We start from the raw sequence: 20,392 nt of genomic DNA on the forward strand, positions 1-20,392 counted from the left end.
ATCTATATCCCTTCATTTCGTTTGAAGGGATATTTCTATTTTAAGCAACATTACACTAATTGTCATATCATTACAGAAATGACTAAGTTGATAAAAAACTCAATTTTATTCTTTCAGTTTGAAGGCGGATAAAACATCTTATAATCGAATTATTATTAGTTTGGTACAATTTGATGCTTTTTGTCGATTTATTCTTGAATTAGATTCTGAAAAAATGTATAATTGTTTATGTTGTATAATATTAAAAATATTTAATCACCTGGGGGATTGGATCATGAGTGGTATTTTTAAGACAAAACCGATCAAAACACTGATTGCAGAAACCGAAGGGAAGCAAGGTCTAAAAAAGGCTTTAGGCGCATTTGACCTTACATTACTCGGTATTGGTGCAGTTATTGGAACAGGTATATTCGTACTTACCGGTGTAGCAGCAGCTAAATTTTCAGGACCTGCACTAATTTTATCCTTTATTCTTTCTGGTTTGGCCTGTATCTTTGCTGCTTTATGTTATGCAGAATTTGCCGCATTGGTTCCGGTAGCTGGGAGTGCTTATACTTATGGTTATGCATCGCTTGGCGAATTTTGGGCTTGGATCATTGGATGGGATCTCGTCTTAGAATATGCTGTTGCGATATCAGCCGTTGCCATTGGTTGGTCAGGCTACGCAGTCAGTTTATTAGATAGTATGGGAATAACCTTACCCAAGTCTTTAACCGTTGCACCTAGTGACGGTGGATTCATTAATTTGCCTGCCATCATTATCATTGGCTTAATTACATGGCTTTTACTAACTGGGGTTAAAGAAACTTCTCGATTAAATGGAATTATCGTTGTTATTAAAGTAGCGGTTATTCTGTTATTTATTGTGTTAGCAGTGTGGCATGTTAAACCGGTCAATTGGCATCCATTTATGCCATTTGGATTTAGCGGTGTGGCTGCAGGTGCTGCAACGATCTTCTTTGCTTATTTAGGGTTTGATGCTGTTTCCACAGCCGCTGAAGAAGTTAAAAATCCTCAAAAGGATTTACCAAAAGGGATTATTTATTCACTTTTAATTTGTACTGTGCTGTATATTGTCGTTTCTGGTATCTTAACCGGAGTGGTCAAATACACGGCTTATGCTCATACATCTGCACCAGTTGCTTATGCTCTTCAACAAATCGGAATCAATTGGGGTTCAGCTATTATTGCAGTGGGTGCTATTTGTGGGATTACATCTGTATTGCTCGTCATGATGTTCGGACAAACAAGAATCTTTTTTGCGATGTCACGTGACGGTTTACTTCCTAAATTCTTTGGTAAAGTGAGTGAACAACGAAAGGTACCTGTATCTTCAACATTACTTGTAGGTATTGTTACAGCTATTTGTGCTGGTTTCACGCCAATTTCTGTCGTGGCGGAACTTGCTAATATTGGTACATTATCTGCGTTTATCATTGTTGCAGTAGGTGTTATGGTCTTGAGACATAAACGTCCAGAAATCCATCGACCATTTAAAACACCATTTGTACCAGTTATTCCGATTCTTGCTATTATTTCATGTGGCTACTTATTAATTTCTTTAAATCCAATCACAATAATTCGTTTTGTTGTTTGGCTTGCTATTGGACTCGTCATCTATTTCCTATATGGAAGAAAAAACAGTACGTTAAACGATCAAGCGAAATCTGCTTAATTTTAATTAAATCGCAAAGTGAAACTTCCATAAGCGGGGGTCTTACCGCCCGTTAAGTGGGGATAAAATTTAAAACCTTATTTTGAGTGATATCACTCGAAATAAGGTTTTTTTACGAATAGTAACTTATGAACATTGAGATGATAAATTTTTGCTAAGAAAAAGAGGATAGGCTAATTATCCATCCTCTTTTACTTGCATTTTAAGATGGCTTTGGCCTCTGTCTGCGCCTTACAGGCTGGCCAATCGGCAAGTTTTCTTTATCAAAAAAATTTGTTATTTGTATATAATTCTTATGACTTTTGCTATATTTAACTGGGATAGCAGGATTCGAACCTACGAATTACGGAGTCAAAGCCCGTTGCCTTACCACTTGGCTATATCCCATCGACAGTTATTACTATAACCAAATTGACAAGAAGTATACATTGAAGAGGATGTTTATCTGTGTAGAAGATTCTTCATTTCTATAACATGTTTTTGCTTCTTTTGTAGAATATTAAATATATATACACTCTAATTGAATGGAAAGTCATGATCCTCTCCTGCCTCAAAATTGTCAATCGACAGAAAGGAGTGAACCGTATGACAAAGAAACTATTTATAGGTGCCTATATTTTGTTGGGAATGATCATTCTTGGGTTATGTGGGTACCTCATTTTAATATTAATTGGCAATCATTATACTAATAAAGATAATCTTGTTTTGGACGCAACAACCAGGATAGAAGATCAGCAAGGTCATGAGATTTCTAAATTATATTTAGAGAATCGAGAAACGGTATCGATTAATAAAATACCTAAATTTGTTCAGGAAGCTTTCATTGCTACAGAGGACTCGCGTTTTTATCAACATTCTGGCATCGATTTTCGTGGAACAGCAAGGGCTTTGACTCGTGATATTTTTACGGGCAGCAAAGCAGAAGGTGGTAGTACCATTACTCAGCAGCTTAGTAAAAATGTCTTTTTAACGAATCAAAAGTCATGGTTTAGAAAAATTAAGGAAGCGGCCATTGCAACAAATTTAGAGAGAAAATATAGTAAGAAACAGATTCTTGGAATGTATTTGAATCAAATTTATTTTGGTCACGGCGTTTATGGTATTCAATCTGCATCCAAATTTTTCTTTAACAAAGATGTTAGCCAATTAACGGTTGAAGAGGGGGCTATGCTTGCAGCTATACCAAAAGCTCCAACAACCTATTCGCCTATACTGCATCCTCATCAAGCGTTGAGTAGGCGGAATATTGTCTTGGGATTAATGGAGAATCAGGGATATATTACGGCAGAGGAAGAAGTGCATTTAAAGGGAAAAACCTTAGGTCTCGATGTCCATCAGTTAAATAAAGATCCTGAGTATGATACATATGTGGATATGGTATTAGATGAGGCAGCTAGAAAATATCATCTTAGTGCAGATGAAGTTTTGCGCGGTGGATATAAAATTATTGTCCCAATCAACATTAAAATTCAAGCAGCTTCCTATCAAGAATTTAAGAAAAATCAATATTTTAAAGGTTCAAACACTAAAGAAAAACCTAATGGTGCTTTTGTTTTAATCGATAATAAAACAGGCGGTGTGGAAGCTGTTCAAGGGGGACGTTCATACGTTAAAAAAAGTTTTAACCGCGTGAATGTCAAAAGACAGCCAGGATCTGCATTTAAACCATTGGCGGTATACGGGCCTGCTCTAGAAACTAAAAAGTTTCATCCCTACTCCATGTTAGTTGATAAACAGATGACCTTTAAAAAGTTTGATAACTATGCACCTGAAAACTATAACCATAAATATCCTGGTGAAATCACGATGTATGATGCGTTAACGGTCTCTGAAAACGTTCCGGCTGTTTGGTTATTAAATGAAATTGGAATTCCAAAAAGCAAACAATATCTTTCTAAATTAGGTTTTAATATTCCAGACAAAGGTTTATCCATGGCACTCGGTGGTCTAAAAGAAGGTGTAACCCCGTTTCAAATGGCGACAGCCTATACTGCGTTTTCGAATGGAGGAAAAGAAGTAGAACCTTATTTTATCCAAGAAATAGTCGACCATAAGGGGAATTTAGTTGGATCTATGAAACCAAAAACCAGGCAAGTCTTTTCTAAGCAGACGGCTTGGTATATGACAAAAATGCTTATCTCGGTTGTACAGAATGGCACTGGGAGTGCAGGATCAGTTAATACGGAATTAGCCGGAAAAACAGGTTCTACGGCGTATGAAGGGGTTGACAATGGACTGCGAGATGCATGGTTTGTTGGATTTACTCCAAAATCAACGGGAGCGGTCTGGATTGGTTACGATAAAACAACAAAAGAGCAATATGTCACGGGTGGAAGTGAGGATGCGACGACCTTATTTAAAAATATTATCAATAACGTTCCAAGTGAAACTGGAAATCATTTTGTTAAACCTAAGGGCATCAAAGATTTGGAACCACCAATCCGTCTAGCGCCAATAAAGAATATCACGGCAAAAGGGACCGTTGGGCACTTTGGTTTACCAGCTGTAAAAATTTCGTGGGACAAAATTCAAGACAAACGGATCATCTATCGGATTTACAAAGAAAATGAAAATAGGGTAGAATTTGTTGGTGAAGTAAAAGGGAAGAACAGTTTTGTTGTTAATTATGCGAACCCATTATCCTCAGCCACTTATTTTGTCACACCTTATAACAGTCAAACCTTGAAAAAGGGGGAAACTTCCAAAAAGGTTGAAGTAAATTGGTTTCCTGGGTTTTAAATTGTGTCAAAAACGTGAACAATTAAAGGCAAATTGTCGAAACGGGAGCATTTAAGTTTACAGAAGAACGATGAGAATGGGAAGATGAGGATAGGTGGTCATAAAGGTGGTTTATTCATTTTTAAAAACTTTTTTTAAAGGCTTTAGTCTGAATAAGTGAAACCTTAGATCCAGTACCTCAATTATTTTAGGTCTGATAGTGAAGTGGAAAGGATGACATAGATTTGCTTAAAGTGAAAAAAAATGACGTACTACTTAAAGCTTGCCGAAAGGAACCGGTGCCTTATGTTCCTGTATGGTATATGAGGCAAGCTGGACGCTATCAACCCGAGTACCGAGCGATTAGGCAAAATTATTCTTTTTTTGACATTAGCCATAATCCGGAGATATGTGCTGAGGTAACCCAGTTGCCAGTAAAGCAACTCGGAGTTGATGCTGCTATTTTATTTGCCGATATTATGACGCCATTAAAATCTATTGGAATAAACGTCAATATTGTAGAAGGCATAGGACCAGTTATTGAAAATCCGATCCGCTCAGAGAAGGATGTTACGAGTATCCGATTGCTTAATCCCGGGAATGATATTCCATTTATCCAAGAAACGATAAAAATTCTTAGAGATCAATTAGATGTTCCGCTCATTGGTTTTGGGGGAGCTCCGTTTACGCTTGCAAGTTATCTAATAGAGGGTGGACCATCCAAAGGGTACCATATAACAAAGGGGTTTATGTATTCAAAGCCACAACTTTGGCAAAACCTCATGGAACGTTTATCTGATCTGACAATTAGCTATTTGATGGCACAAATTGAAGCAGGTGCAGAGGTTGTCCAAATATTTGATACTTGGGTTGGTGCATTAAATACAGAAGATTATCATGAATATATAGCACCATTTATGCATTACATTTTTTCTGAAATTAAAAAGACAGGGGTACCAACGATCTATTTTGCCAGTGGTGCAACGCATCTGTTAAAGGAATGGAATGAGCTCCCGGTAGATGTGCTGTCCCTTGATTGGCGAACGACGATTGAAGAAGTCCGAAATCGTCATATTAATAAAGCTTTACAAGGGAATTTGGACCCATCGTTACTTCTTGCTCCTTTTGATTTAATCGAAAAACGAACGAAATCCATACTAGATCAAGGGATGGACAAACCAGGTTTTATTTTTAATTTAGGACATGGAATATTCCCAGATGTAAAGGTAGAAACACTAAAAAACCTAACTCATTATATTCATGAATATTCAAGAAAGGACCTTGTAAAATGACTCACCCAAACAAGAAAAAAATAGGTTTACTGGTGATGGCTTATGGCACGCCATATGAACCTAACGACATTGAACCTTATTACACCCATATTCGACATGGAAGAAAACCAAGTCAAGAATTGCTGGATGATTTAAAGAGTCGATATCAAGCGATCGGCGGTGTATCTCCTCTTGGTAAAATAACGACACAGCAAGTAAATAAATTAGAGATGACTTTAAATAATAGGCAAGATTCGGTTGAGTTTGTTTCTTATCTAGGTCTTAAACATATTCACCCTTTTATAGAAGATGCCGTTAATAAAATGCACGATGATGGGATAAAAGAAGCAGTCAGCCTTGTCCTCGCGCCTCATTATTCCTCATTTAGCGTGAAATCATATAATGAAAGAGCGGGTAATCAAGCCGAGAAACTTGGGGATTTGACCATCCATCCAATTGAAAGCTGGTATAAAGAGCCGAAGTTTATTCAATATTGGGTCGATCAAATTAACAAGACAATTGGTACCATACCTAAAGCAGAACATGATCAGACGGTCGTTATTTTCTCAGCCCATAGCTTACCAGAAAAAATATTAAAAAATAACGATCCTTATCCGGATCAATTAAAAGAAACGGCGGAGTTAATATCGGAAAAAGCGAATCTCAAGCATACAGCCATTGGTTGGCAAAGTGCTGGGAATACACCAGATCCGTGGATTGGTCCTGATGTTCAAGATTTAACGAGAAAACTTTATGACGACCACCACTATCAACACTTTATCTATTGCCCTATTGGATTTATTGCAGAACATCTTGAAGTGTTGTACGACAATGACTATGAATGTAGGGTGGTTACGGAAGATCTTGGGGTGAGCTATCATCGTCCTGAGATGCCAAATAGTCATCAAGAATTCATTGATGCACTAGCAGATGTTGTATTAAGAAAGTTAAACTAGGGAGACGGTGTCATTGGTTGAACGGAAACACGTGGCTATTATAGGCGGAGGAATAACAGGTTTATCAGCAGCTTTTCGATTACAAAAAATGATGGAAGAGACAAAAGAAACGTTCAATGTAACGATTATTGAATCCTCAGATCGCTTTGGCGGAAAAATTGAAACCATAAGAAGAGAGGGTTTTACGATTGAAAGAGGCCCTGACTCATTTTTAAAACGTAAAAAAGAAGCATTGGAACTAGTAGAAGAATTAGGCTTATCGGATCAATTGGTCTCTAATAATATGGGAAAAGCTTATATATTAAAAAATCGGAAGCTACATTCGATTCCAGAGTCTTCTTTTATGGGAGTACCTAGCTTACTTAAGCCTCTCCTTGATTCAACATTGCTTTCTGAAGATGGAAAAGCACGGGCATTAAATGATCTTTTCATTCCACCATATCCTCCATTTGACGATATGTCAGTCGGCGATTTTTTTGCTGGAAGATTAGGACAAGAAATGGTCGATGATATAATTAATCCACTTCTTTCAGGAATATATGCTGGAGACCTTTATAAACTAAGTTTACGAGCAACGCTGCCGCAATTTATTGGATTGGAGAATAGAGCGGGAAGTCTTATCTTAGGAGCAAAGCAAGCTTTACCGAAAAAGAAAACAAGTCAGTTTGCGACATTGAAGAAGGGCTTAAGTAGTCTTGTCGATCGACTGGTAGAAACCATTCGTTTTCCTATGTTAAAAAACACATGTGTTACAAAAATAGAAAAGATGAATGGACGATATAAAATGAGTTTTAAAAATGGTGAAGCATTGGTGGTTGACGGTGTTATTTTTACAATTCCACATGAAAAGACTCAAGAACTCATGTCAGACTGCCCTTATCTTAAACAACTGAGTGCTGAACCATGTACAAGTGTTGGGACGGTCGCAATGGCCTTCGATGCCTCCCAAGTGACGATACAAAAAGAAGGAACAGGCTTTGTTGCATCTAATAAAGAACCATCCACAATTACAGCAGCCACGTATACACATCTTAAGTGGCCTCACACAACGCCATCAGGTAAAGTTCTTCTCCGGTGTTATGTGGGAAAAGCAGGTGATGAAGAGATTCTCGATGAGACAGATGAAACCATCATTCTAAAATCGCTTAATAATCTGAAAGATGTCGTTGATATTGATGGTCAGCCTGAATTTTCAGTTGTCACACGACTACGTGAATCTATGCCTCAGTACGTTGTTGGTCATACACAACTTCTAAAAAAAATAGAAGAAACTTTAAGGCATGACTATCCCCGTGTGTATCTTGCTGGAGCATCCTATGATGGCGTTGGATTGCCGGATTGTATACGTCAAGGAAATGATGCAGCAAAACAACTTTTCAATCAATTGAAACTTCATTGAGTGGGGGTTTTCTTCATCCCCCACATAAGAATGCTAGTTTACATTCATTACCTTGAGGTGGGGCGTTAATGCGTGATAAACTCATACATGGTGTGATGAATCACGTTTGATTCCTATATAAATTTTTTTAACGATTGACAGTAGCTGGATTAATTTCCACTATTGTCAATCGTTTTTTCATGTGATAAAGTAACAAAATACATAAGTTTTTTTCTTTAAGTGCGTGTTCAAAAAGGTGACAAATTAGAAGGGTTACAGGTTAAGTACGCTGGCGTCCTGCCAGAACGCCAGTAACTAACTCGTCCTGGGCGTCGGAGGCTAGGGGCGGCACCAGTTTTCTTTGGACCGGCAGTACACATGATGTGGTAGCTTCAGACGCCAGCATAGGATGAGATCCTCTTGTATCCACAACATGGGAACGGAAAAACAAGTGGGCACCGAGACTCGTAGCTTATTAATTGGTGACTTTTTGAACAACTTTTGTAAGAAAATTCAAATATTAAATATTAATATTATACAAGATACAAATAAAAGGAGAACAATAATGAATCCATTTCGACTGTTTTATGGGGAACTAACGGCAATTTGGAAAAATAAAAAAGTGCTCGTCCAGATAATAGGAGTGACTTTAATACCAATCTTGTATTCTGGTATGTTTCTTTATGCTTTTTGGAATCCCTACGGTCGAACGGAAAACCTACCAGTTGCTGTAGTTAATCAGGATCATGGTTCTAAAATTTCAGGAGAGACTATTCATGTTGGTGATGACTTAGTCAATATATTAAAGAAAAATAATGATTTTGGTTGGAGGTTTGTTGACGAAAAGAAAGCAACCGATGGATTTAACAAAAATAAATATTTTATGATCGTGCAGATTCCTCATGACTTTTCAGAGAATGCGTTATCATTCCAAAAAAATAGGGTAGAAAAGGCACACATTAATTATAACGTCAATCAGGATTTTAATTATATCGCAGCCAAAATGGGGCAGTCAGGTATGAAAGAAATCAGACTGAAAATCTCCAATACCATCACCAAAATGTATATCAAATCACTCTATGGTCAACTTGGCCAAATGAAAAACGGGCTACTAAATGCACATAACAATGCTTTAACTTTATCTGAAGGCGATAAAAAGGTGTACCACGCTATAACAGATCTAACCAAAAACCTTACTAAAATTGAAGGAGCAACTCTGATGCTCAAGGAAGGCTCCTCTTCTTTAAATCAAGGTGGATCAAACTTATATAAAGGTCTTCTTCAAGAAAAAAAGGGAACAGAGCAGCTACTAAGCCAAGCATCATCTAAAGCAAAAGATATTCGTGATCTTTCGGAAGGTTCTAATCATCTCGCAGCTGAAATGGCGACGTTAAATACACAAGCATCAAACCTTAAAGAGGTTAATGAGCAATTAACAAAAGGTGCTTCCCTTCTCCAAAATTCGATTGAACCATTTCTATTCAAACTAAATAATGGATCACAGGGTCTAAACCAATTCAGCGAAACCGCAGGGCAGCTCGAACCAACGCTACCTCAAGTTTCTAGTCTACTAGATCAGATGACTAAGAGTGATTCAAAAATACTAACCTTTCTTCAAACCTCTAGTCAGAAGGCGTCTGAGAGCAATCAGGCGTTATTTAAGTATATTGAATCAAAGGATCCTACTTTAAAAGAAGATCCTGAGTATCAACAATTAAAAGAAGAAACTCTTAAGGATCAGAGCATAAAAGAGGCGATGAGTGAAATCCAATCACAGCTTGATCAAGCGAATAGCCTAAAACAAGTTGTAGCGCAGTTAAGTCATGAGTTAACTGATTTAACACAAGGATTAAATCAGTTTGATTCATCTAACAATGGGGCTCAGAAGGAGTATCGTCATATTATTAGCAGTATGCAACAGATTCAAGAAAATTTAAATCGTCTGCCTACTATAACGAATCAACTTTCTAAAGGTGCAAATCAAATTGCTGATGGAAATGATCAACTTAATAAAAATTGGGATACGCTTATCTCAAGTTTGCAAAAATTAAAGGATGGACAAAATGAGTTAACCGAAGGCAGCGGGACGATGAATCATCATTTGAACGAACTTAAACAAGGTATAACGCAATTGTCCAGCGGTCTTGAAAAAGTCAATCAATCAACTGCACCTCTCGCAGATGGAACAAAAAGACTTTCGGACGGCAGTCAATCTTTAACTGACCATCTAGGAAAAGCCCATGATCAATTGGCAAGTACACCTACAGATGAACAACATGCCAACTTATTTTCAAAACCTGTTGAATTAACGAATGGAACTCATGCAAAAGTAACTAACTATGGCATTGGATTTGCCCCCTATTTCTTGTCTTTAGGTTTATTTGTTGGAGGATTAATTATAACAGTTGTCTATGACTTAATGAAAAGACCTACGGGGGTTTATTCTGGATTAAGTTTCGGATTGAGTCAATTCATCATGATGGGTCTGTTAGGCATTTTTCAAGCGTGTATAGCAGATGCCATCATCTTATACGGATTAGGTTTACCAGTTGATCATACGTTATATTTTATAGGGTTTAGTATTCTAACAAGTTTAACTTTCGTTACAATTATTCAATTTTTAACCTTTGGTTTAGGTAATTACGGCAGATTCATTGCGATAGTGCTTTTAATTTTACAGTTGACAACAAGTGGCGGAACATATGCAACCGAACTACTGCCGACACCGCTTCAACTATTACCCCATTGGCTACCGATGACCTATACGATTAGCGGTTTTAAAAATATCATTGCAGGACAATATCATTTATTAATCAATAACGTCCTTGTTTTAATCATTATTTTAGCGATCATGTTCGTTTTAACCCAATTAGTCTATATTCTTAAATCTCAACATGTCGTGTCAGATAAAGAAAAGAGCGTTGATTCTCCTTTTGTATGAGAAAGTAGGTACGTTAGTTACGAGATGCAAAAACGTCATAATGTGACTATATTTCTTCAATGAAATGAAATTTCATCGTTTGTGGGTTATACTGGTAAAAGATTCATCATGTGTAGGTAAAATATGAAACTTTTACCTGTTAACAAACGTAAAAAATGATGAAAAGACATGTAAACTAGTTTAGAGGTGAAAAAATGACCGTTGCAGTAGCGAAAATTCGCCAATTGTCCAAGAAAATCGGAAATAAAGAACTCGTTAAATCTTTAGATTTCGATATTAACCAAGGTGAGATTCTAGGTTTTCTGGGGCCAAATGGTGCTGGTAAAACAACAACCATGCGTATGATGGTTGGATTAATGAAAATATCTTCTGGGGATGTTGAAATTAACGGTTTTAGTGTGAAAAAGAATAAGGAACAAGCTTTAAAACACGTTGGCGGGATTATTGAAAATCCAGAAATGTACAAGTTTTTAAGTGGATATGATAACTTAGTGCATTTTCAACGAATGAATGGACCAGTCAATGAAGAACGGATTAAAGAAGTCGTTAAATTAGTCGGTTTAGAAAAGGCCATTAAAAATAAAGTGCGTACATACTCACTAGGGATGAAACAACGTCTTGGGATCGCTCAAGCATTATTAGATCATCCTAAATTACTCATATTAGATGAGCCGACCAATGGTTTAGATCCTGAAGGTATCAGGGAAATTCGTGAGTATTTAAAAAAACTCGCCCGTGAAACGGGTATCGCCGTTTTTGTATCCAGTCATTTACTTTCTGAAATGGAACTTCTTTGCGATCGCATTGTTATCATACAGAAAGGACAAATAACGGATACCGAGGAACTGCACCCAAGTGAGGACGCCATTGAGAAATCAATGACTGTAGCCTTGACTTGTGAACCACAAAATAAAGCAGTCGATATCTTAAACAAACAAGACGTTATAGTACGAAGTGAAGAGGGTCATCTTTTAATTCAAACATCGTATGCTCATCTTCCTGATCTTCACCGATTGTTAGTTAATGAAGGGGTCAAGGTGTATACAATCGAAAAAGTCCGCGTTTCACTAGAAGATCGCTTCTTAGCTAAAACGAAAGGGGGACGTGACTAAGATGCAATTATTACGACTCATTCAAAACGAGAATATGAAATTATATAAACGAAAAATGCTTTGGATTATGTTAGCCCTTATTGTTGCTTCCGTTATTCTCACACTTGTGATTACTCTAAAAACAAGTGATTCGCATCCAGACAATTGGAAGCAAACAACTGAGCAGGAAATTAAGGAAAACCAAAAAATAATGAATCAAAAAGGGATCCCTAAGGCTGCCAAGGATCAAATTGCGGGACAAATGAAAGTTGATCAGTATCGATTAGATCATAATATTGCTCCCCTCTTTGATGATACAGCACTAGGTTTTGTGGATAGTGCCATTGGTTCATCCGGTTTAATTACCCTTTTTATTATCATTATTGCGGCAAGTATTGTTTCACAGGAATATGCATGGGGGACTATGAAATTAGTTTTAATGCGACCCGTGCAACGATGGAAGGTCCTTCTAGCAAAATACCTATCTGTTCTGTTTAATGCCCTTCTACTTCTTGTGTTCTTAGGTATTTTAGCCTTTATTGTTGGTGCCATTGTTTTTGGATTTAAGGATACAAGCTTTCAATATGTTTATGAAAGAAATGGCATTGTTCATCAAACGTCTATTTTTACACACTTTTTCTTATTTGGATTATCTCACTATATTGGAATGATCATGATTGCCGCCTTTGCATTTATGCTCTCCACATTATTCAAAAACAACGCACTTGCTATTGCGTTAAGCATCTTTATTGAATTTGCAGGCTCAATAATCGGTAGTATTCTTGCCATGTTTGGCAAATCCTATGTGAAGTATCTCTTCTTTGTTAATACGGATCTCATGCAATATATTGAGGGCTCACCATCAATAAAAGGGATGACACTTGGCTTCTCAATAACCGTTTTACTTGTTTACTTTATTATTTTCATGGGTATATCATTTTTTACATTTGAAAAACGCGACGTCGCAAATTAAAAATAATGTAGTTAAAAGAGTGTATGTTTGGGGCATAGTCCCGAGCATACACTCTTTATTTACACTTTTAAGAAATGCAACTAGACCTCTGTCATAGGCCCCGGAATCGGTAAGTTTACTTTAGGTGCTTATGTAACGAGCTCAAGATAAGAAAAATAGACTTCGTCATCAAAGCGTTTTATGATAGTAATGGGTCTTTTGAAAAGACGTATGGCTTTCGTTAACCGGAACTCTTCTCTAAGGTGTTCAATGAACGCAAAGTGACCAAATATTTGATCTCAATGGCTAAGTTAAATGTAGATGTTATAGAAGAAAAGTATTTTTACCATTAGAGGTGAAGAACAATGAAATATATTGATAATAAAGACAATCTAGATATCGCTGTGAGTTTTGCAATTGAAGAATTCGCATTAACAGAATTAGATCCCAATGAAACCTATTTTCTCTTCTATCGAATGAAGCCTACGGTTATTGTCGGAAAAAATCAAAATACCGTAGAAGAAATAAATATGAATTATGTGAATGAGAATCATGTCAATGTCATCAGACGTCTTTCAGGAGGCGGAGCCGTTTATAATGATGAAGGTAATTTAAGCTTCAGTTTTATAACAAAGGACGATGGCAATAGTTTTTCCAACTATCGCAAATTCACAGATCCGATCGTTAGAGCACTCCACCAATTTGGTGTCAATGCTTCATTTCAAGGAAGAAATGATTTGGTAGTTGGTGGTAAGAAAATATCAGGAAATGCTCAATTCGCGACAAAAGGACGCATATTTAGCCATGGGACTTTATTATTTGACGTGAATCTAGATAATGTCGCAAAAGCACTTAATCCAGATAATGAAAAGTTTGAATCAAAAGGAATAAAATCCGTTCGAAGCCGAGTCATCAATATTCGTGAACTCATGTCAAAAGATATGGATATTCAGGAGTTTAAGCAACACCTTTTAAACAAAATTTTCGAAGAAGAAGGGGGAATATCGGAATATAAACTATCAAAAAAAGAATGGGAAAAAATATATGAATTAGCTGATAAACGATATCGTAATTGGGATTGGGTTTACGGGAGGTCACCAGAATTCAATGTTAAATATTCAAAACGCTTTTCTGGGGGACGGGTAGATATCAGGCTCAATGTGAAAAATGGGTATATTTCATCAGCTAAAATATTCGGTGATTTTTTTGCTGTAGGAGATATATCAGAGCTTGAAGAGATGTTAATAGGTCTTAAATATACAAATGAAGATATTAAAGCGGTATTTAATAAAATTGATACAAACTATTATTTTGGAAAAGTGACAAAAGAAGAACTCATATCAATGCTCTAATACTTAGAGTTTGAGTTATAACACAACGTCGATTCATCACATTTTTTCTCTATTTCACATCTTCCTAACAAGTTTATCGTTAGGAAGAATATAGTTAATAGAAATAGGATAGGGAGTGTGATTCTATGAATAACTTTTTTGAGCACAAATCAGAAGTTGATGATATGTTATTGCATAAAAGTTCTTGGCATGTCATTGATCAAGATGGCGAGATGGTCTGTATTAACTTTCCTCATATGAAATCAAAAACAAATATAAAGAGCGCATGGCTTATCACTAATAGGGTAAAGAATGTGGATCTAACTGGAGGTTCTCGGTATGATCTCATTCAATGGTATCGCTTTGCTTGTAAAGTTTGGATTAACCAAATCATGAAGTTTCCTCAGCATTCTGTCGCATTAACCTACGCATATGGGCAGCAGGCTGGACAACGATCAGCCTATACACATATGCAGCTCGTAACCTATGAAGGGTCAGATTATCGTCATTATGTGGATCTTAGCCTGATTAATGTTGATTTAATTGATGAAAATGGACAAGTTAAGCTTTACATGAGGTCAACACCTGTTATCACGGGAATAGAGTTTTTGATTGTTATTTCCCCGGTTAATGAAGAATCTACGAATGAGCTAGCGGTTTTGTGGGAAAACTGTGATCCATTATCTTTGGTTGAGTCATTACTTACATTCAATAACATTGATCAACTTGCAAGTTACAGCCAAGCTGTGAGCCATTTTATTCTCCATCATTTAATTGAAAGCTATAGGAGTTACAATTTGTTTTTCTATGAATCAAAGGGCAAGATGATCGTTCGAATCGTACCTAGACCCATTATTGATCCATTAACTTTTGGGTATGGTTATCTTGATGCAAATATAAAACAACAAGTCCATATGCTAGAAAAAATGAAGGGATTATATTTTCGAAAAACTCTATCATGATTTTAAAATGATATTATTTAGGGATATAAATTAGGCAAGAAAGTGGTGGGTTTAATAGTGAAAGTACTGGATGAAGCAAAAGCCATTATTTTTGATTTAGACGGAACATTGTATGAAGGTGATGACCATTTTAAACTCTATATCAAATTAACGTCTGAAAAATTATCTCATGAAAAAGATAAAAAAAAATATGCACAAGAAGTCCAAGACATCTTAAATGGAAAACATCCCATGAGAATAGGAACCGTATTGGATAAAAAAAGAAGGAATATTTTGACGGTTGATCCATTTACTTTTGATATTAAGAAAGTGACGGATTGGTCAGGTATACAGTTGTCAGAGGAAGAAGTATTAGATATATATGGTTCTAAAATAAAGTATAATGTTCACCAATTTACCTTTATAGGCGATGGGTGGTCTCCGCCTGTAGCCGTAGCTGCTCAATATGGACTCTCACCTGAAATTGTCAGAGGAGTTTATCAGCAAGTGAAGGAAACAATGGTGAGTGGCGATTATACATTGCCAATTACAGAGGGTCTTAAAGAAGGATTATGGCGTTTGAAAAGAGCATCTAAAACGCTAATTTTAATGACAAATAGTGATGAAGCGGATGTCAGGCGTTTGTTAGCCGCGCTTGGTTTGACTTCCTGCTTTAGCTATTTGTTAACGTCTGCCAAAAAACCGTTTAAATCAACGACGAACTTTAAACAAATTTTAGAAAAATATCATCTCATTCCAGAAGAAGTGGTCTCAGTTGGTGATAATTTTTTCAATGAAATTGCTCCCGCTCTTCGCCTTGGTATGAAGGGAGTCTATATTACTCAAAAAGATTTCCCTTATAAAAGTGCAAATCTCACCGTTGTCAAAACCCTTTCTAATCAGATTTAATAAGTGAAACTTCCATCAGTGGGGGATTATCCCCACTGATGGTAAGCCAGAACCAATCGGACCTTTACGGGCAGTTGATCCCCACGTATCTTCTTTGAATGCTCAGTAATCTTGAGGTGGGGGTCTTTACTACCCGTTAAGGCGGGATACATTTTTCAATGATTGTGACCACTATGCCAATATAAAATAGACACAAACTCGTAAATGAATAGGAATGAGATGAAACTAATTCGTTAAGAGAAAAGGTCTGTTTTTGTCTACCCGCCCTCAAAGACAATAAGCTCGTTCTAATTTTTCTTTTTGTGGACTAGACTATAGAGAGAAGGGTGAAAAAATAAACGAGTTTGTTGATTGCTTGAATGATCAATGATTAAAGGGCAAGTGCAAGAGGAGGAACATCATTGAAAAAAATAGCAGGATGGTTCATCGGTATTTACTTAGTATATGTTGGTCTAATGGCTGTTTATTTCTTTTTATGGTCGAATCATAACATTCCGGTATCTGTGAAAGGGACAGCTGCGGATCCTTCGATATTTATGACGAAGCATCAATTGCGACAAAGTCAAATTTATAGCCAAATACAAAACTTTATTTATTTTATATCTATACCATTAGATTGGGGTATTTATCTTTTTGTATTGATATTTGGACTTTCAAAGTGGCTGAAAAAACGTTCGGAAAGTGTTTCGCGTTTATACGTCGTTCAAATGCTCATCTACTTTCTAACATTATCCCTTATCGGGTGGATCATGGTTCTTCCTATTGATATAGGGGCACATATGGTATCAATTCATTTTGGTATCTCTGTTCAACCCTTTTCAAACTGGTTTAAAGATCAGTTAACCTCTTTTTGGGTGAATTGGCTAATAGCGTTTGTAGCCATGACGGTCGTTTACTGGTTTATCCGAAAAAATCCGAAGCGTTGGTGGCTCCCTGTATGGCTATTATCTGTACCTTTTGTTATTTTCTTAATGTTTATTCAGCCTGTTGTGATTGACCCGTTGTATAATCATTTCGGAAATCTACAGGACGGTAGATTGAAAAGTGAAATACTTCAGCTAGCTGATCGAGCAGGTATACCAGCCCACAATGTCTATGAAGTGGATATGTCTAAAAAAACAAACGCCATGAATGCTTATGTTAATGGTATCGGTTCAAATTTACGTATTGTTTTATGGGATACAACCGTTCACCGATTAGATCATCGAGAAGTCTTATTTATCATGGCACATGAAATGGGGCACTATGTGATGCATCATCTCTTTTGGGGGATGGTCGGATCGATCATTTTTATCCTTATTGGCTTATATATAGCCGCTAAGGGTCTATTGTGGGTTGTAAGTCGCTTTGGTTATAAAGTTGGAATCAATCATCCAGGAGATATAGCCTCACTTCCTGTCCTTCTTTTATTATTTTCTCTTCTTTCGTTTGTAAGTGGACCGATTGAAAATACGATATCGAGGCATGTCGAGCACTCAGCAGATAGGTACGCTGTTCAGTTAACGAAAGATCCTGAAGCAGGTATCACATCGTTTCAAAAATTAGCAGTATCAGGATTAGATGAAATAAATCCTCCAGCCTTGGTCAAATTTATGCTTTACGACCATCCTACAATGCTCGAAAGAATTGAATATTTAGAACGTATGAAGACGAAAATTAAGTAATTTTAGTTGTAAAAACGTTCATTTCATGAGGCTCATATGCATCCATATGAGCTTCAAACTTGTCGTAAATCTTCCCTTTTAACATAACCTATATTAGCGACCTATTTAGGATGTATGGATAATTATAATAGTTCAATAAGCGGACGTTCGAACCTAAATTCCATCAAAAATTTTTCTCTCCTTTTCGATCTATTGTGATAAACTAAGAGATGTGATTGATCCGAAGTATTATCTAACTTTACGAACAAAACTACCCCGCCTTAAAGGTTAAGGTGAATCGAATACGTATTGGTAGGGATGTAGTCAATCCCGCTGTTGAAAGTTTCACTTTACTTTAATGGATGCGGGTCGTGTCTCTTTTCTAATGAATAATGGATATACTATAAGTAGTTAGAAATTAGCGTTTCATGAATATGACTTGTTTTAGATGGAACCAACTTACTAACCATAAAAAAGAGAAGAAACAAAAGTGTGAAGACTTAATAAGGAGAGACAACAATGAACGCCAAAGCATATGAGAAGATGATGGTGGGAGAGCGAGCGGCAGATTTTATAGAAGATGGTATGATTGTCGGCTTAGGTACAGGAACGACCATTGCTTATATGGTTCAACGTCTTGGAAAGAAAATTCAAGAGGAGAATTTACATATTACCACGGTATCGACTTCCAGTAGAACAACGAAACTGGCCCAATCATTAAATATTCCTGTGTTTGATCTTAATGAAGTCAAGCAAGTGGATCTTACAATTGATGGTGTTGATGAATTTGATAAGAATTTCACTGGTATCAAAGGTGGAGGCGGGGCCTTATTGTATGAAAAGGTTGTTGCTAAAGCATCAAAACGTAATATTTGGATTGCTGATAGTAGCAAGTTTGTTTCAAAATTAGGGACCTTCCCTCTTCCAATTGAAATATTACCATTTGGCCATCAACATACGATGAGACAAATTGAAGAAATCGGGTTGGCTCCAGAATTAAGAATGATAGATGAAACGTTATTCATTACGGATAGCGGCCATTATATTGTTGACTGCTTAACTGGACCGATTGAGGATGCTAAATCATTATCTTTCCGTCTTAATCAAATCCCAGGAGTTGTGGAGAACGGATTGTTCATTGGCATGACAGATGAAGTTCTATTAGCTGAAAATAATGGTGTTAAAATTTTAAAAAAATAAAAGAAAAAAGCTACAACAAGAACGAATATCACGAATAATCTATAGAACATCAATTGACAGGGAGAGACAAATCATGGCAAATAAAAAAACAGTCGCTGTATTGTATGGAGGAAAGTCAGCAGAGTATGAAATTTCGATCCAGACGGCATTCTCAGCGATTAATTCGATTGATTTAAATAAATTTCGTGTTCTTCCCATTCACATAACGAATAACGGTAAGTGGATACAAGGTCATGAAATTACTGAAAAAATAGCTTATAAAGATCAATTATTATTGGATGAACCACAAGTAGATGCCAATCCAGCACTTTGGTTAACTCCAACATCTGATCCATCTTCTTTGCAAGTGCCTGACATCGTGTTCCCTTTGCTTCATGGGACGAATGGGGAAGATGGAACGGTTCAAGGTATGCTTGAGCTATTAAACATCGCATATGTCGGTTCAGGCGTAATGGGTTCAGCTGCTGGTATGGATAAAGTTATCATGAAAGACATTTTTGCAGCTCATGATATTCAAGGGCCACGCTATGTGTCGGTTACGAAATATGAATGGTCTAAGAACCAAGATGAAATGATTAAAATGATCGAAGAGAAGATTGGTTATCCCAATTTTGTGAAGCCAGCTAATTTAGGTTCAAGTGTAGGTATATCTCAGTGTCTAGATGAAAGTACCATAGTTAAAGCTGTCGATGAAGCTTTTAGATATGATACAAAAGTCATTATTGAAGAAAAAATCGTGGGTCGTGAAGTTGAGATTGGCGTCATTGGCAATGATGAGCTTGAAGTTTCGGTACCTGGTGAAATTCAGACAACGGGGACTTTCTATGATTATCAATCGAAATATCAAGATGGTAAGAGCAGTATGATCATTCCAGCTGATTTACCTGAAGATGTTCTCAATGAGCTGAAGAAAACTGCTAAAAAAGTTTTTAAAGTTTTAAATTGCAAAGGATTAGCTAGAGTCGATGTCTTCATCCAAGAATCCGATCATAAAGTGATGGTGAATGAAGTTAATACGTTACCTGGTTTTACACCTTTTAGTATGTTCCCATTATTATGGAAACACACAGGGTTACCTTATGATCAACTCATTGAGAAGTTAATTCAGTTAGGTATTGACCGATATCAAGAGAAACAAACGCTTCGTTTTCGACTTGAGGATTAAGATTTTTTTTCGATTTCTCCACGCATGTCTTTTACCAAACAGAGCGAAATGAATATAGTATTAATGTGGACAATGAATGAAGATTGTTCACGGGAAGTCTTTTCTTCCTCGCTGTTAGTTCATTTTTGTTACACACCATGTCATGCCTCCTACAATAAAGAGGGTGCTATTAAAAGCTTAGCTTTTGATAGCACCCTCTTTAAATATATTATAGATGTTGT

The 20,392-nt window shown here is 36.6% G+C and carries 14 protein-coding genes and 1 tRNA gene; 14 read left to right on the top strand and 1 reads right to left on the bottom strand.

All coding sequences use genetic code 11. The features are described from left to right. The first annotated feature begins 274 nt into the window (after positions 1-274). On the top strand, positions 275-1,675 hold the full coding sequence (gene bcaP / locus FG390_RS00185; RefSeq protein WP_141189011.1) for a branched-chain amino acid transporter BcaP: 1,401 nt from the start codon (positions 275-277) through the stop codon (positions 1,673-1,675). Positions 1,676-1,990: 315 nt separating this feature from the next. Here the strand turns inward: bcaP and FG390_RS00190 are convergent. After that, a tRNA-Gln gene (locus FG390_RS00190) sits at positions 1,991-2,062 on the bottom strand. A 198-nt stretch (positions 2,063-2,260) separates the two neighbouring features. Here FG390_RS00190 and FG390_RS00195 point away from each other — a divergent pair. The 13 genes from FG390_RS00195 (at position 2,261) to FG390_RS00255 (ending at position 20,171) form a co-directional block, all read left to right on the top strand. Further along, positions 2,261-4,414 carry a transglycosylase domain-containing protein gene (locus FG390_RS00195; protein ID WP_141189012.1) on the top strand — a complete coding sequence of 718 codons (2,154 nt, stop codon included), beginning with the start codon at positions 2,261-2,263 and terminating at the stop codon, positions 4,412-4,414. A 224-nt stretch (positions 4,415-4,638) separates the two neighbouring features. Continuing rightward, positions 4,639-5,685: a uroporphyrinogen decarboxylase gene (hemE, locus tag FG390_RS00200; RefSeq protein WP_373681510.1), complete on the top strand. Its 1,047-nt coding sequence runs from the start codon at positions 4,639-4,641 to the stop codon at positions 5,683-5,685. Continuing rightward, positions 5,682-6,620, top strand: a complete 939-nt coding sequence (gene hemH / locus FG390_RS00205; RefSeq protein WP_141189014.1) for a ferrochelatase — start codon at positions 5,682-5,684, stop codon at positions 6,618-6,620. Before hemE ends, hemH begins: the two co-directional genes overlap by 4 nt. A gap of 13 nt (positions 6,621-6,633) precedes the next feature. Then, positions 6,634-8,019 (top strand): protoporphyrinogen oxidase, encoded by a 1,386-nt coding sequence (gene hemY, locus FG390_RS00210; RefSeq protein ID WP_141189015.1) that lies wholly within the window; start codon positions 6,634-6,636, stop codon positions 8,017-8,019. A gap of 544 nt (positions 8,020-8,563) precedes the next feature. Then, positions 8,564-10,939: a YhgE/Pip domain-containing protein gene (locus FG390_RS00215; RefSeq protein WP_181406306.1), complete on the top strand. Its 2,376-nt coding sequence runs from the start codon at positions 8,564-8,566 to the stop codon at positions 10,937-10,939. A 194-nt stretch (positions 10,940-11,133) separates the two neighbouring features. Further along, the gene (locus FG390_RS00220) at positions 11,134-12,051 is read left to right on the top strand and encodes an ABC transporter ATP-binding protein (RefSeq protein WP_141189017.1); all 918 of its coding nucleotides are present in this window, start codon (positions 11,134-11,136) and stop codon (positions 12,049-12,051) included. Position 12,052: 1 nt separating this feature from the next. Next, positions 12,053-13,003, top strand: coding sequence for a DUF2705 family protein (locus tag FG390_RS00225; RefSeq protein ID WP_141189018.1), 951 nt, complete (start codon positions 12,053-12,055; stop codon positions 13,001-13,003). Between the two features lie 344 nt (positions 13,004-13,347). Then, positions 13,348-14,334: a lipoate--protein ligase gene (lplA, locus tag FG390_RS00230; protein WP_141189019.1), complete on the top strand. Its 987-nt coding sequence runs from the start codon at positions 13,348-13,350 to the stop codon at positions 14,332-14,334. Between the two features lie 125 nt (positions 14,335-14,459). After that, positions 14,460-15,275: a DUF4931 family protein gene (locus FG390_RS00235; protein ID WP_141189020.1), complete on the top strand. Its 816-nt coding sequence runs from the start codon at positions 14,460-14,462 to the stop codon at positions 15,273-15,275. Positions 15,276-15,332: 57 nt separating this feature from the next. Next, on the top strand, positions 15,333-16,163 hold the full coding sequence (locus FG390_RS00240; RefSeq protein ID WP_181406307.1) for an HAD family hydrolase: 831 nt from the start codon (positions 15,333-15,335) through the stop codon (positions 16,161-16,163). Positions 16,164-16,564: 401 nt separating this feature from the next. Further along, a complete protein-coding gene (locus FG390_RS00245; RefSeq protein ID WP_246092658.1) occupies positions 16,565-17,827 on the top strand; it encodes a M48 family metallopeptidase in 1,263 nt (420 codons plus the stop codon). A 498-nt stretch (positions 17,828-18,325) separates the two neighbouring features. Further along, positions 18,326-19,006 (top strand): ribose-5-phosphate isomerase RpiA, encoded by a 681-nt coding sequence (gene rpiA, locus FG390_RS00250; protein ID WP_141189022.1) that lies wholly within the window; start codon positions 18,326-18,328, stop codon positions 19,004-19,006. Positions 19,007-19,079: 73 nt separating this feature from the next. After that, positions 19,080-20,171: a D-alanine--D-alanine ligase gene (locus FG390_RS00255; protein ID WP_141189023.1), complete on the top strand. Its 1,092-nt coding sequence runs from the start codon at positions 19,080-19,082 to the stop codon at positions 20,169-20,171. The last annotated feature ends 221 nt before the right edge of the window (positions 20,172-20,392 follow it).

The organism is Terrilactibacillus laevilacticus (genome assembly GCF_006517395.1).
Classification (GTDB): domain Bacteria; phylum Bacillota; class Bacilli; order Bacillales; family Sporolactobacillaceae; genus Terrilactibacillus; species Terrilactibacillus laevilacticus.